At 61.6% G+C, this 12,079-nt stretch carries 12 protein-coding genes; 5 read left to right on the top strand and 7 right to left on the bottom strand.

What is annotated here, in order from left to right; all coding sequences use genetic code 11:
* Positions 1-50 precede the first annotated feature (50 nt).
* The 5 genes from AB8B20_RS26160 to AB8B20_RS26140 form a co-directional block, all read right to left on the bottom strand.
* Positions 51-530, bottom strand: coding sequence for a DUF2852 domain-containing protein (locus AB8B20_RS26160; protein WP_093760009.1), 480 nt, complete (start codon positions 528-530; stop codon positions 51-53).
* A 107-nt stretch (positions 531-637) separates the two neighbouring features.
* Positions 638-1,342 (bottom strand): TetR/AcrR family transcriptional regulator, encoded by a 705-nt coding sequence (locus AB8B20_RS26155; RefSeq protein ID WP_092139180.1) that lies wholly within the window; start codon positions 1,340-1,342, stop codon positions 638-640.
* A gap of 161 nt (positions 1,343-1,503) precedes the next feature.
* On the bottom strand, positions 1,504-1,929 hold the full coding sequence (locus AB8B20_RS26150; protein ID WP_439073097.1) for a YciI family protein: 426 nt from the start codon (positions 1,927-1,929) through the stop codon (positions 1,504-1,506).
* A gap of 27 nt (positions 1,930-1,956) precedes the next feature.
* Positions 1,957-2,373: a YciI family protein gene (locus AB8B20_RS26145; protein WP_089261983.1), complete on the bottom strand. Its 417-nt coding sequence runs from the start codon at positions 2,371-2,373 to the stop codon at positions 1,957-1,959.
* A gap of 263 nt (positions 2,374-2,636) precedes the next feature.
* Complete coding sequence (locus AB8B20_RS26140) at positions 2,637-3,578, bottom strand: LysR family transcriptional regulator (RefSeq protein WP_439073098.1); 942 nt, start codon at positions 3,576-3,578, stop codon at positions 2,637-2,639.
* A 76-nt stretch (positions 3,579-3,654) separates the two neighbouring features.
* Between AB8B20_RS26140 and AB8B20_RS26135 the strand changes: the two genes are divergently transcribed.
* Together AB8B20_RS26135 and AB8B20_RS26130 are read left to right on the top strand one after the other, a co-directional pair.
* A complete protein-coding gene (locus tag AB8B20_RS26135; protein ID WP_439073099.1) occupies positions 3,655-4,248 on the top strand; it encodes an isochorismatase family protein in 594 nt (197 codons plus the stop codon).
* 132 nt (positions 4,249-4,380) lie between these two features.
* A complete protein-coding gene (locus AB8B20_RS26130; RefSeq protein WP_439073100.1) occupies positions 4,381-5,142 on the top strand; it encodes a pirin family protein in 762 nt (253 codons plus the stop codon).
* A 47-nt stretch (positions 5,143-5,189) separates the two neighbouring features.
* Here AB8B20_RS26130 and AB8B20_RS26125 read toward each other — a convergent pair whose 3' ends face one another.
* Both AB8B20_RS26125 and AB8B20_RS26120 read right to left on the bottom strand, forming a co-directional pair.
* Positions 5,190-5,555 (bottom strand): nuclear transport factor 2 family protein, encoded by a 366-nt coding sequence (locus AB8B20_RS26125; protein ID WP_439073101.1) that lies wholly within the window; start codon positions 5,553-5,555, stop codon positions 5,190-5,192.
* 5 nt (positions 5,556-5,560) lie between these two features.
* Complete coding sequence (locus tag AB8B20_RS26120; RefSeq protein ID WP_439073102.1) at positions 5,561-6,208, bottom strand: glutathione S-transferase family protein; 648 nt, start codon at positions 6,206-6,208, stop codon at positions 5,561-5,563.
* A 327-nt stretch (positions 6,209-6,535) separates the two neighbouring features.
* On the opposite strand from AB8B20_RS26120, the gene AB8B20_RS26115 reads away from it, so the two are divergent.
* The 3 genes from AB8B20_RS26115 (at position 6,536) to AB8B20_RS26105 (ending at position 12,065) form a co-directional block, all read left to right on the top strand.
* Positions 6,536-8,731, top strand: a complete 2,196-nt coding sequence (locus tag AB8B20_RS26115) for a TonB-dependent siderophore receptor (RefSeq protein WP_439073103.1) — start codon at positions 6,536-6,538, stop codon at positions 8,729-8,731.
* A gap of 98 nt (positions 8,732-8,829) precedes the next feature.
* A complete protein-coding gene (locus AB8B20_RS26110) occupies positions 8,830-9,633 on the top strand; it encodes an SDR family NAD(P)-dependent oxidoreductase (RefSeq protein ID WP_439073104.1) in 804 nt (267 codons plus the stop codon).
* Between the two features lie 185 nt (positions 9,634-9,818).
* The gene (locus AB8B20_RS26105; protein WP_439073105.1) at positions 9,819-12,065 is read left to right on the top strand and encodes a TonB-dependent siderophore receptor; all 2,247 of its coding nucleotides are present in this window, start codon (positions 9,819-9,821) and stop codon (positions 12,063-12,065) included.
* Positions 12,066-12,079: the final 14 nt, after the last annotated feature.

Below are 12,079 nucleotides of genomic sequence, written 5' to 3'. Positions count from 1 at the left end.
GCATCGGGCGAAGGGGGCGCCACCGCCTGACGCCTATCAGTTTCGGGCTGTTAGCCCTGCGGCTGATTGTTATCCGATGGCGGGGTCGGCTTTGGTCGGTGCTGCGCCATGAACTGGTCGAACTCTTCCTTGTCCTTGGCGTGACGCAGGCGATCGAGGAAGTTCTTGAACTCGTGCTGTTCTTCCTCAAGGCGGCGCAGGGTTTCGACGCGATATTCGTCGAAAGCGCGGTTGCCCGAGGTCGGCGGGCCGAAGCCGAAGCCCGATCCGAAGCCTGAGCGCTCCATGCGGTTGCGCATGCGCTCCATCTTGTACTGCATCCGCTCCATCTTGTTCTCGAAACGGCCGTGACGATCCCAGCAACCCATTTTTCTGCTCCCGAGTGTGAAGAAGAGAAGTGCGAGGCCAACCGGCCACCAGATGATAAAACCGAGCACGATCAATACGATGTGCCATGGTGAGCGCATCTGGTAGGACACCCGATCATCGGCGGGTGGACCCCATCGATTGTAATCTGCAGCGTTGGCCATTTTCCTCTCCATCAGCGGCACCATGCCGCTTGTGAATGTAAATAACATTTACATACGTAGCTCACGGCCGGATTTTGTCAAGGCGACCGCAAGGGGAGCGCCGCAAATTATTTTGGGGCGGTTCCCCAAGGACCCGATTTGGGCGCTGTAGATGTGTCGGACTTGTGGACGTTTTGGTCGGTTGGAAAGCCCAGTCCGCGCAAATAAATCAGCGCACCGGCCTCCAGCAGGTCGTCCGGCGACATCGGCAACTTGCGCCGCGCGGCATCGCCGCGGCCGAACAGCGAGGCCACCCCATGCGCCAGCGACCAGATGTGCAGCGCCATCATCATCGCCGGTGGACGCGTCACACCGGGCGGCGTCAAGGCGGCCAAACGTTCTGCCGCCGCACGGATCACACCGAAGGCACGTTCTCCCGCCGCGGCCAGTTCAGGACTGGAATCTACGGGGATTCCGGATTCGAACATCGCCGAATAGAAGGCCGGTTCAGTACGGGCGAAGTTCAAATACGCCTTGCCGATCCGCTCGAAGGCCGTGACCGTATTCGGACGGCCATCATCCCACGCCGCCGTCAGCACCTGCTCGAACTGCTCGAAGCCACGCTGCGCGATGCTGGCGAGAAGATCGTCGCGATCGCGGAAATGGCGATAGGGCGCGGCCGCGCTGACGCCGGCCGTGCGCGCGGCATCGGCGAAGGTGAAACCCGCGGGCCCCTTCTCCGCAATCAGCCCGAGCGCTGCCTGCAGCAGCGCCTCTTTCAGATTTCCGTGGTGATAACCGCGCTCGCCGCGGCTGTCTTTGCGCCAGCTCATGTGAAGGGCTTTAACATGAGCCGGCCAAAAGGTCACACCAAAACGGTGTGACCGGCGCAAATTCCCTCAACAAATCAACGCCCGCCGCATGCGGAAATCCTGCGGCAGGCATGCGGCCGTGTTTCGACACGACCGTTTCATGCCCGTCACAGTGATTTGCCTCAGCCGAGCCGCTTCGCGGTGGTCTGCATTTCCTCAAATCCCGAGGCGACGGCCTGCACGTCCTCCGGATAATCAGCCATTTCCTGCACCTGGCGGATCTCGATCACCTCGTTGGGCGTCGCCGGGCAGCGACTGGCCCAGGCGATGGCCTCATCGCGCGAGGCGACGTCGATCATCCAGTAGCCGCCGAGCACTTCCTTGGATTCCGCGAACGGCCCGTCGGTCACCACCGGCTTGCCGGATGGAAAGGACACCCGCGCGCCCATCGATGGCGGGTGCAGTCCGTCGCAGGTGATCAGCACACCGGCGTCCATCAGCGCCTTGTTATAGGCCATCATCAACGCGACGCGCTCGACATCCTCCGGCACGGTGCCCGGCGCCGCAGTCTCATAGCCGCCGGGGATCATCAGCATCATGAATCGCATGGTCATTATCCTCGTTGAACTCGTCGCTTATTTCTTGGCGGCTTGCGCGCGCAGACGCTCTTCCTTCTCGCGCAATTCGGGCGTGAGGGCGTCGCCGAAATCCTCGGCCGCAAACACCTGACGGATCTCGATCTCGTCGCCGGCCGCAAACGGCGCGCGCTTCATCCACGCGATCGCCTCGTCCTTCGAGGCAACGTCGATCAGCCAGAAGCCGGCAATCAGATCGCGCGTTACATCGAACGGCCCCTGCTTCACCACTGGCTCACTGCCGGTAAAGGCGATGCGCGCGCCCTTTGAGGTCGGATGCAGCCCCTCGCCGGCCTGCATCACGCCGGCATTGCACATCTCTTCATTGAACTTGCCCATCGCGGTCAGCAGTTCCGTCGTCGGCATCACGCCGGCTTCGGTGTCCTTGTTCGCATGCACAATCACCATGAAACGCATCGGTCTCGCTCCGTTGGAGGGTTCGACTGCAAATATGACGAAGCAGCTTTTGCCAGTCCGACATGACCGGTGAAATTATTTCAGACGTCATGACCAATGGATTTTTTCCTTCAACCATAGTCAGCGGCAGTCCCTCTGCGAAGTTGGGCTATCGCTGCCCAATCGGCCTGGTCCAGGCTTCTACAATTACCGGATCACAACTGGCCGCCCGTGTGGCTCTCCCGGAAACGCAATCATCGCTCAACAGCATTTCGAATGATCGACTAGCGCGACGCCCGATCATCTTTCAGCGCATCTGCGAATTCGGTCACGATTGCCTTTATCAGGCGACCGCTAAACCTATCCTTTTGCCACAGCGCCGTCATCTCGACAGGAGATGGCTCCCAACCTGTCAGGACGCGAACAAGCGCACCGGATGTCAGTGCGGCTTCAACCAAAAAGAATGGCAGGTTGGCAATCCCGAGGCCCGCAATTGCGGCGTCCACCAATATCGTCTGCCGGTTGGCCGCGAAGCCGATTTTGGGATGGACAGTCGCAGTCACGCCTTTGTCGTTTCGCAGGTCCCATTCGACCAGATCGCGACGGATCGCAAGCGCGGGAATTTCCCTGAGGTCCTGCGGCTCGTTCAAACCGGGGTGTGCCGATAAAAAGCGCGGACTGGCGACCAGCACTCTCGGCAAGGTGGCAATTCTCCTGAAGATGAGTTCGGAGTCCGCGACCCGCCCCATCCGAACCGCCAGATCATATCCTTCCTCAATCAGCGACACTCTGCGATCGGCAAGGGTTATCTCGATCGTGACATCGGGATGTCTGACCCCGAAGCGGATCAAGACAGGCGCAAGCACTGCAGTGGCGATATCGGGCGGCAAGGAAAGACGAATGTTGCCCGACAGGGCTGCGCGCTCGTCCTGAACCTCGGCTACGGCCTCTTCAGCGAGCGAGAAGGCCGCACGGCTTCGTTCGAAAAGTTGCTGCCCCTGCTCTGTGAGCACGACGCCCTTTTTCTTCCGCCGGACGAGTCGGACGTTCAAGGTATTTTCCAGCACCGACAGTCGCCGGGACAGCGTCGCTTTCGGAATGCCCGTCGCACGCTCGGCCGCCGCGAGCCCTCCGGCCTCGACGATACGGGTGAACAGCGCAAGGCCGTCGAAATCTCCGAAGACTGTCATGTTCCATTTATGAAACATGATGAGGTCATTTTTCAAGTCTGCCGCGGGCTTTGTTTCATTTCTACACTTATGGACGAGCAATGACGCTCTTTGAGCCAAACGAGGTCAGATCATGCCCAATTACTTCACCCCGGAAAATTCCGCGCTTCTGCTTATCGATCATCAGATCGGCACGATGCAGTTGATCAAGAACATCGACGTCGCCCGGGCCAAGCGCATGTCGCTGGCACTGGCGAAAACAGCGAGCATCCTGAACATTCCGACCATCCTGACGTCGAGCCAGGAAGATCGTCTGCAGGGGCCGCTGTTGCCGGAGTTGCAGGAGATCCTGCCAGACGCCTTCAAAGCGCGCGTCAAGCGCGAAGGCATCGTCAATGCCTGGACCGACGTCAACTTCAAGGCAGCGGTGGAAGCGACGGGACGAAAGAACCTGATCATGGCCGGTGTCACGACCGACGTCTGCCTTGTCTTCCCGGCGATCGATGCGGTGACCGAAGGCTACAGCGTCCAGGCAGTCATGGACGCTTCCGGGTCTCCATTCGAGCTCTCCGATGATATGTCCCGCCGGCGCATGCAGGATGCTGGCGTTGTTTTAACAGCGACCAACACGATGATCGCCGAGCTCGCTCAGAACTGGGGCACGCCCAATGGGCAAAAGCTCATCCAGTTGCTGTTCACCGAGGTCCTTCCGCCGATCAATCCGTAACGACATCGCGCCCGCCGAAGCTGGAGCCTCCTTGGTTCTGATTGAAGCAGAACCGGGCTCCAGCTTTTTGTTTAACGCGTTTTCTTGACGCCGGCATCCACTTCGCTCGAAAACGCGATAAGGAGAAAAAACATGACCTCAGCACCAACCATCGAAGGGATCGGCGTTGTCTCGCCCGAAAGCCATCAGGTGCGGTCGCAAGGGCCATTCCAGTTGCGTCGAATCCATCCCGGCATCGCTCTGGGACAGCCAAATGACGCAGGCTTCGGCGGGCTCGGCGTTATCGACCACGCCCGGCTGCAACCCGGCCTCGTCGTGAGGATGCACGAGCATCGCAATGACGAGATCATAAGCTACATGCGTGCAGGCCGCATGCAGCACACCGACTCCGCCGGAAAGAGTGAACTTATATCGCCCGACCGGTTGATGGTGATGAACGCAGGCCGCGGTTTTCATCACGAAGAGCGGGTTGTCGGAGACGACCAGATAGAAATGCTGCAGATTTTCGTTCGGCCTGAAGCCGCAGACGAAGAGCCAATCGTTCAATTTGTCGAACTCGATGAAATCAAGCGAAACGATCAATGGCGGTTGCTGACCGGACCGAAAGGATCCGGCGCGCCGACCTTCGTACGTCAGGCCGTCTATTTGTACGATACCCAGCTATCGGCAGGTCGAAGTATCGACCTCCCGTCCAAACCCGGGTTCGATCGTTGGCTCTATATTTTTAAGGGCAGAGTATCTGCGGGACAGCACGACGTCGGAACACATACCGCGCTGATGCTTGCCGCGGATCAGGCCGAGATGAACGTTACCGCCGTCCAGAAAACGGACCTCGTTGTTTTCCTCGTTGATCGGAACGCGAAGTTCTCGCGTGGAGGAACTATCAGCGGCTGATCCGAATGGATGGTTCGGATCTTGTCCGCGCTCATATGATTGCGACCTTACGACGCCTGCTTCTGGAATACCCCATCCCTGTATGTCGCGCCGAAATACACATCGATCGACCGGATGAGATCGCCCTCGAAGCCGAAGATTTCGGTGTTGCGAAAGCTCTTGCCGTCTTTGGCGACGCAGCGATAGGTCACGAAAGCCGTATCGCCATCGACGGCGATACGCTCAAGATCATGCTGCGCGATCCAGTCGGCGACACGCCAGCAGCGCGCGAAATAGGTAGGCTTGTCGATCCCGTCATCGAACGGGCTCGTAAAGGTGAAGTCGTCCGTGAACGCGTCTTCGACGGCGGCGCGGTCATTGCGCAGATAGGCTGCAAACAGGTCTCGAATGATCCCGGCCTTGTCGGCACTCATAATGCTCACTCCTGCGGAAACATGTGTGCGTACGGCTCCGCCTCCTTCACCACCCGCGCGAATGACGGACGCGCCAGCAGCCGGCGCAGATAGGCCGAGACGTTGCGATGCCCATCTCCGAACGGATGCACCTTGTTCGCGTAGTAGAGCGCCGGCGCAGCCGCACAGTCGGCGAGCGTGAACGCTGTACCCATCGCCCACACGTTCGTCGCCATCTGCCTGTCGATCATGCCATAGGACGTGGTGAGCTGGGCCCGCGCCATGGCGACGCCATGCGGATCCTTCTTGTCAGCCGGCACCAGACGGTCGCCGACGATCTTCTGCGTCGGCGTGTGCACATAGAGATCGTAAAAGCGATCGCGTAACCGCATCTGCAGGCCGGCGTCGCCATCGGGGATGAAACGCGTGCGGCCGGGGAAATGCCGGTCGAGATACTCGATGACGATGGAGGACTCCGGCACGATCGCGCCGCGCTCATCATCTTCCAGCACGGGGAATTTGCCGATCGGCCACAGTTTCAACAGCGCCGCGCGCTCGGCCTCATCGCCGAGATTGACCATATGCGGCGTGAACGGCGTGTCGTTCTCGTAGAGCGCGACCAGCGCCTTCCAGCAGTAGGACGACAGCGGATGGAAATGCAATGTGAGGGACAAGGGAACCTCCTATCGGTGAACGATATCGCTCGCAAACGACGCCGACAGGTGGCGCCGTGCACAGGACGAACGAGATTTTCTATTGCCGACATCCCATGGCCCTTTTTCGATGTGGCGGACGCAGAAGTCATGCAGCCGGGCCTCGGGAACAATCAAGGAATTCCAAACTGGAGCAATACTAAACTCGCGGTCTGTGGAAACGATGGTTTGCCGTTCACACCGCCTCACGCGCGCGTTACCGCCTTAGCTGAAAATTAGCTAAGGAGCGTAAGCGTGGCCATTTCCCAAACCTCACAGCGACTCTTCGGAGCGTCTGTCGCAGTTCTTATGACCTTCGCGATCGAAGCTCCGACGCAGGCCCAGAGCCAGCTTCCGCCCGTCGTTGTCGAGCAGGCCAAACCTCGTGCCACGCCGGCACGTCCGCAGCGGTCGCGGGCGGCGCGCTCCGCCGCCAGCCGTCGAACTGCAGCGCGAGGGCCGACGGCGCCGGCCGCGACCACCGCTCCGGCTGCTGCAGCTTTCGAATCCGGCACGGGTCCGGTCCAGGGCTACCTCGCCGGGCAGAGCACCACCGGCATGAAGACCGACACGCCGCTGCGCGAGACGCCGCAGTCGATCACGGTGGTCACGACCGATCGCATGGCCGATCAGGGCGCGACGAGTGTTCAGGATGCCCTGCGCTATATCCCGGGCGTCTTCGCCGACGCCTACGGTGTGGACTCACGCGGCGACTACCCGCGCATCCGTGGTCAGGACCCCAATATCTATCTCGACGGTACGCGCGCGGCGGACGCCTATCGGTTCAACGAATGGCGGCCCGATCCCTATACGGCCGAGCGCATCGAGGTGATGCGCGGACCGGCGTCCGTACTGTACGGCGACACGTCCACTGCGGGCCTGATCAACCTGATCTCGAAGCGCCCCCAGGCGGAAGCGGCGAGCGAGATCGGCGTTCAATTTGGCAGCTTCAACCGCAAGCAGGTGCAGATCGATACGACCGGCAAGCTAACCAAGGATGGCGAGTGGTTGTATCGCTTCGTCGGCGTCTTCCGCGACAGCAACATGCAGACCGACTTCACCAAGGACGACCGCATCGTGCTGGCACCGTCGCTGACCTGGCGGCCGACCAACAACACCAGCTGGACTGTGCTCGGCACCTATCAGAAGGACACGAGCGGCAGCTCTACGGCGTTCCTGCCGCATGAAGGCACGCTGTTCGCGGGGCCGAACGGCTTCATTCCGGTGAATCGCTTCGCGAGCTATCCCGGCTACGACAAATACCAGACCGAGACCGGTGCTTTCAGCAGCCTGTTCGAACACAGCTTCAACGATGCCGTGAAAATCACCCAGAACCTGCGCTTCACGCATGTCGAAGGCATCTATCGGACGGCCTACCCGGATTCCTACTCAAATCCCTCGAATCCGTTTCTGGATCCCGAACACCGAACGGTGGCGCGCTACATCTCCAGCCAGGAAGTGGCCAAGGACAGCCTGACCATGGACAACAATGTCCAGCTCAAGCTGCTGACCGGACCTGTTTCACACAAGATGCTGTTCGGCCTCGATTATCGCGACCTGAACCAGCGCACACGTTCAGGCGGTGGCTTTGATCCAACACCGTTCGATCTCTATGCTCCCGTCTACACCAGTCTTACGGCGCCTGTGTTGTCCGACACCCCCGCGGTGCGGCAAAGCCAGCTCGGCCTGTACGCGCAGGACCAGATGCGGCTCGGCCCCTGGCTCGCCACGGTCGGCGTTCGACAGGACTATGTCAGCAACCGCGTCGCAGGCAGCCCCGACGAAGACACCAAGGCCACAACGGGCCGCGTGGGCCTGATGTATGAAACGCCTGTTGGCTTCAACCCCTACGTCACCTACGCGCAGTCGTTCAATCCGATCTTCGGCGCCAATGTCTGCGCCGAGATCTGCAAGGCGCAGCGCGGCGAGATCTACGAGGTCGGTTTCAAGTACAATCCATTCCCGGGCACCGCGATCAATGGCGCTATTTTCGACACAGTCGAGAAGAACCGGCTGGCCTCAGGATCCGTGCCCGATGCAAATGGTTTCATCGCTTCGATCCAGACCGGACAGGTGCGTATCCGTGGCGTGGAGCTCGAGGTCATCACCCAGGTGACGCCCGACCTCAGACTCATTGGCAGCTACTCCTATCTCGATGCCAAGGTTGAAAGCGGCGACAATGTCGGCAAGCATGTGGAAACCGTGCCGGATCATCAGGCATCACTGTGGGGCACCTATCGCTTGACGTCGCTGGGTCTGCGCGACGTCTCCCTCGGCGGCGGCGTGCGTTATATCGGCGAGTCCTGGGACGGCACGGATACGCTCCGCACGCCGGACTACACGCTGTTCGACGCCATGATCAAATACGAGACAGGCCCTTGGCGTTTCCAGGTCAACGCCAGCAACATCACCGACAAACGGCACCTCGCCACCTGCCTCGCGCGTGGCGACTGCTTCTACGGCATCGGACGCACAGTGCTGGGGTCAGCGACCTACCGGTTCTGAGCGGGTGAGACCTGCCACAACCAGATCGCGGCCGGGCTTGTCCCGGCCGCTCACGTTCTCTAAACAGCCCTGCAACGATCAAGACGACAGGGCAGGACATGACCAAGGCTGACGGCAAGGAACAGATTCGCAAGGTTGCACTCGTCACCGGCGCCGCGCGCGGCATCGGCCTTGCGGTGGCCAAGCGCTTTCTCGGCGAAGGCTATCGTGTCGCGCTGCTGGATATCGAGGGCGAGCTGCTCGACGCCAGCGTCAAGGCGCTGAACGATCCCGACAACACGCTGGCGCTGCATACGGATGTCTCCGACGCTGCTGCTGTCGACAAGGCCTTTGCCGCCACGCAGGCCCGCTTCGGCCGGCTCGATGCACTGGTCAACAATGCCGGCATCGCGAATTTCAAGCCTCTGCTCGAGACGACGCTGGTGGAATGGGAACGCATCATGGCCGTGAACCTCACCGGCCCGTTCCTGTGCACCAAGGCGGCGGCCCCCTTGATGCGCGAGCATGGCGGCGGCGCCATCGTCAACATCGCCTCGATCTCGGCGCTACGCGCGTCCACGCTGCGCGTCGCCTACGGCACCAGCAAGGCCGGCATCATTCACTTCACCAAGCAGTCCGCTGTCGAGCTCGCGCTGCTCGGCATCCGCGTCAATGCGGTGGCGCCAGGCCCGGTGGAGACGGCGATGGCCAAGGCCGTGCATACGCCGGCGATCCGCGCCGATTATCACGATGCGATTCCGCTCAATCGCTACGGCGGCGAGGACGAACTCGCCGACGCCATCTTCTTCCTGTGCAGCGATCGCGCAAGCTACATCACCGGCCAGATGCTGGCGGTCGACGGCGGTTTCGACGCCACCGGCATCGGCCTGCCGACGCTGCGGCGCGAGGGCATCAACGGCTAGCGAAGGTCCGTGCCCGGATGACGTGCAACATCATCCGGATTGCGCGGCTGCCGAGTCGATCGCGCAGCTTTGCCAACTTAGAGAGATACTAATTCCAGACTAATTGTATGACGCCCCGGACGTCTTTCGGCTGCGTCGCTGCGTGATAAGTCGCCTGCATCACTTGGTAATGGGGGTGCGGGCAAATGACATTCAAATCTTCCACACATCTGGGATGGCTGGTCGGGACGGCACTGCCGATGCTGGCGCTGATCACGACGCCATCGCAGGCGCAATCGCCGCAAGGCAGCACTGCATTGCCAGCCGTGGTGGTGGATCAACCCGTTCGACCGGCCGCGCGTGCGCGCGCGACCCGCCCATCGACCGCACGCGCGCGTGCAACACGCCAGGCCGCGGCCCGCAACAATGCGCCCGTTGCCGCAGCCACCGCGGCTGCCGGCATTCGCGCGGAAACGGCCACCGGGCCGGTGCAGGGCTATCTCGCCAATCGCGGCATGGGCGGCACCAAGACCGACACGCCACTCCGCGAAACGCCGCAGTCGATCTCGGTCGTGACCGCCGATCGCATCACCGACCAGGGCGGCCTGTCTGTCCAGGAAACCCTGCGCTATGTGCCCGGCGTGACCGCCGATCCGTTCGGCGGCGATGCCCGCGGCGACTACACGTTGATCCGCGGCCAGGAGCCGAGCCGCTATCTCGACGGCATGCAGGGCTCGCGGCTCAGTCAGGTGCTGGAATGGCGCCGCGATCCCTACGCGCTGGAGCGCATCGAGGTGCTGCGCGGGCCATCGTCCGTGCTGTATGGCGGCTCGTCCACCGGCGGCGTACTCAACGAAGTGTCGAAGCGCCCGCAGGCCGAATCCCGCAACGAGATCGGCGTGCAGTATGGTTCCTTCGACCGCAAGCAATTGCAGATGGACTCCACCGGCAAGCTGACCAAGGATGGCGAGTGGCTGTATCGTTTCGCCGGCGTATTGCGCGACTCCAACTCGCAGGTCGACTATGTGCCGAACGACCGCATCCTGCTGGCGCCGTCGCTGACCTGGCGCCCGACTAACGACATCTCCTGGACCGTGCTCGGCAACTACCAGAAGGACAGTTCCAGCTCGTTCAGCGCCTTCCTGCCCATCGAGGGCGTGCTGAAGCCCGGCCCCAACGGCTTCATCCCGGTCAACCGCTTCGCCGGCGAACCGAATTACGATCGCTACAACATCACAACCGGCGGCGTCACCAGCCTCTACGAGCAGAGCTTCGGCGATGCGCTGAAGATCAAGCAGAGCTTCCGCTACAGCCACACCGACGGCGATTACGCCATCATGTATCCGGACCTGTATTCCAACCCCACCAATCCATTCCTCGACGCCGGCCGGCGTACCGTGCAGCGGATCTATTATGCCCGTCAGGCCGCGAAGGACGCCTTCACCTCCGACAGCAATGCCGAAATCAAGCTGCAGACTGGCGCCGTGTCGCACAAGGTGCTGGTGGGCATCGACTATCTCGGCTTGCACGAGAAAACCCGCAGCGGCAGCGGCCTCGATCCGCGGCCGTTCGATCTGTATGCGCCGGTCTATAGTAGTTTCTCCGCGTCGCTGACCGACGATCCCCAGGCGCAGCAGGGCCAGACCGGCTTCTATGCGCAGGACCAGATGCGGCTGGGCCCGTGGCTGGCGCTGCTCGGCGTACGGCAGGACTATGTCAGCTATAGTGTCGAGGGACTGCCCACCCAGAATGACAGGGCCACCACCGGCCGCGCCGCGCTGATGTATGAGCTGCCGTTCGGCGTGACGCCCTATGTGTCTTGGGCGCAATCGTTCAACCCGGTATTCGGCGCCAACACCTGCGAAAGCGGGTTCTGCAAGCCGGTGCGCGGCGAGCAGTTTGAGGTCGGCGTCAAGTACAATCCGTTTTCCGGCACCGCGATCAATGCGGCTATCTACGACACCACCGAGCGCAACCGGCTGTCCTCCGGACCCGGCGTCTTCTCGATCCAGACCGGCCAGGTGCGGATCAAGGGCCTTGAGCTGGAAGTGCTGACCAGCGTCACACCCAATCTCGACCTCATCGGCGCCTATACCTATACCGACGCGCGGATCGAGTCCGGCGACAATGCCGGTAAGCGCGTGGCCAGCGTGCCGCAGCAGCAGGCGTCTCTGTGGGGCAAATATCGCCTGGCCTCGCTCGGCCTGCCTGAGGTCACCGTCGGCGCCGGCGTGCGTTACATCGGCGAGTCCTGGGACGGCATCGACGTGCTGCGCACGCCGGACTACACGCTGTTCGATGCCATGGTGCGCTGGGACAACGGCCCGTGGCGGCTGCAGTTCAATGCGACCAACATTGCCGACACCCGCAACATCGCCACCTGTCTGTCGTTCGGCGACTGCTTCTATGGCATGGGCCGCACGCTGCTGAGCACCGCGACGTATCGGTTCTGAGGCGACGAGGCAGC

The sequence above is a fragment of the Tardiphaga sp. 866_E4_N1_4 genome (assembly GCF_052076075.1).
Classification (GTDB): Bacteria; Pseudomonadota; Alphaproteobacteria; order Rhizobiales; family Xanthobacteraceae; genus Tardiphaga; species Tardiphaga robiniae.
This window is presented reverse-complemented; position numbering and strand designations above follow the sequence as displayed.

Bases quoted from the DNA above. Each gene is read 5' to 3' on its own strand.
- AB8B20_RS26125 (WP_439073101.1), bottom strand. From the start codon at position 5,555: ATGAGTGCCGACAAGGCCGGGATCATTCGAGACCTGTTTGCAGCCTAT.
- AB8B20_RS26155 (WP_092139180.1), bottom strand. From the start codon at position 1,342: ATGAGCTGGCGCAAAGACAGCCGCGGCGAGCGCGGTTATCACCACGGA.
- AB8B20_RS26160 (WP_093760009.1), bottom strand. From the start codon at position 530: ATGGCCAACGCTGCAGATTACAATCGATGGGGTCCACCCGCCGATGAT.
- AB8B20_RS26115 (WP_439073103.1), top strand. From the start codon at position 6,536: ATGACCTTCGCGATCGAAGCTCCGACGCAGGCCCAGAGCCAGCTTCCG.
- AB8B20_RS26130 (WP_439073100.1), top strand. From the start codon at position 4,381: ATGACCTCAGCACCAACCATCGAAGGGATCGGCGTTGTCTCGCCCGAA.
- AB8B20_RS26150 (WP_439073097.1), bottom strand. From the start codon at position 1,929: ATGCGATTCATGATGCTGATGATCCCCGGCGGCTATGAGACTGCGGCG.
- AB8B20_RS26145 (WP_089261983.1), bottom strand. From the start codon at position 2,373: ATGCGTTTCATGGTGATTGTGCATGCGAACAAGGACACCGAAGCCGGC.
- AB8B20_RS26105 (WP_439073105.1), top strand. From the start codon at position 9,819: ATGACATTCAAATCTTCCACACATCTGGGATGGCTGGTCGGGACGGCA.
- AB8B20_RS26135 (WP_439073099.1), top strand. From the start codon at position 3,655: ATGCCCAATTACTTCACCCCGGAAAATTCCGCGCTTCTGCTTATCGAT.
- AB8B20_RS26110 (WP_439073104.1), top strand. From the start codon at position 8,830: ATGACCAAGGCTGACGGCAAGGAACAGATTCGCAAGGTTGCACTCGTC.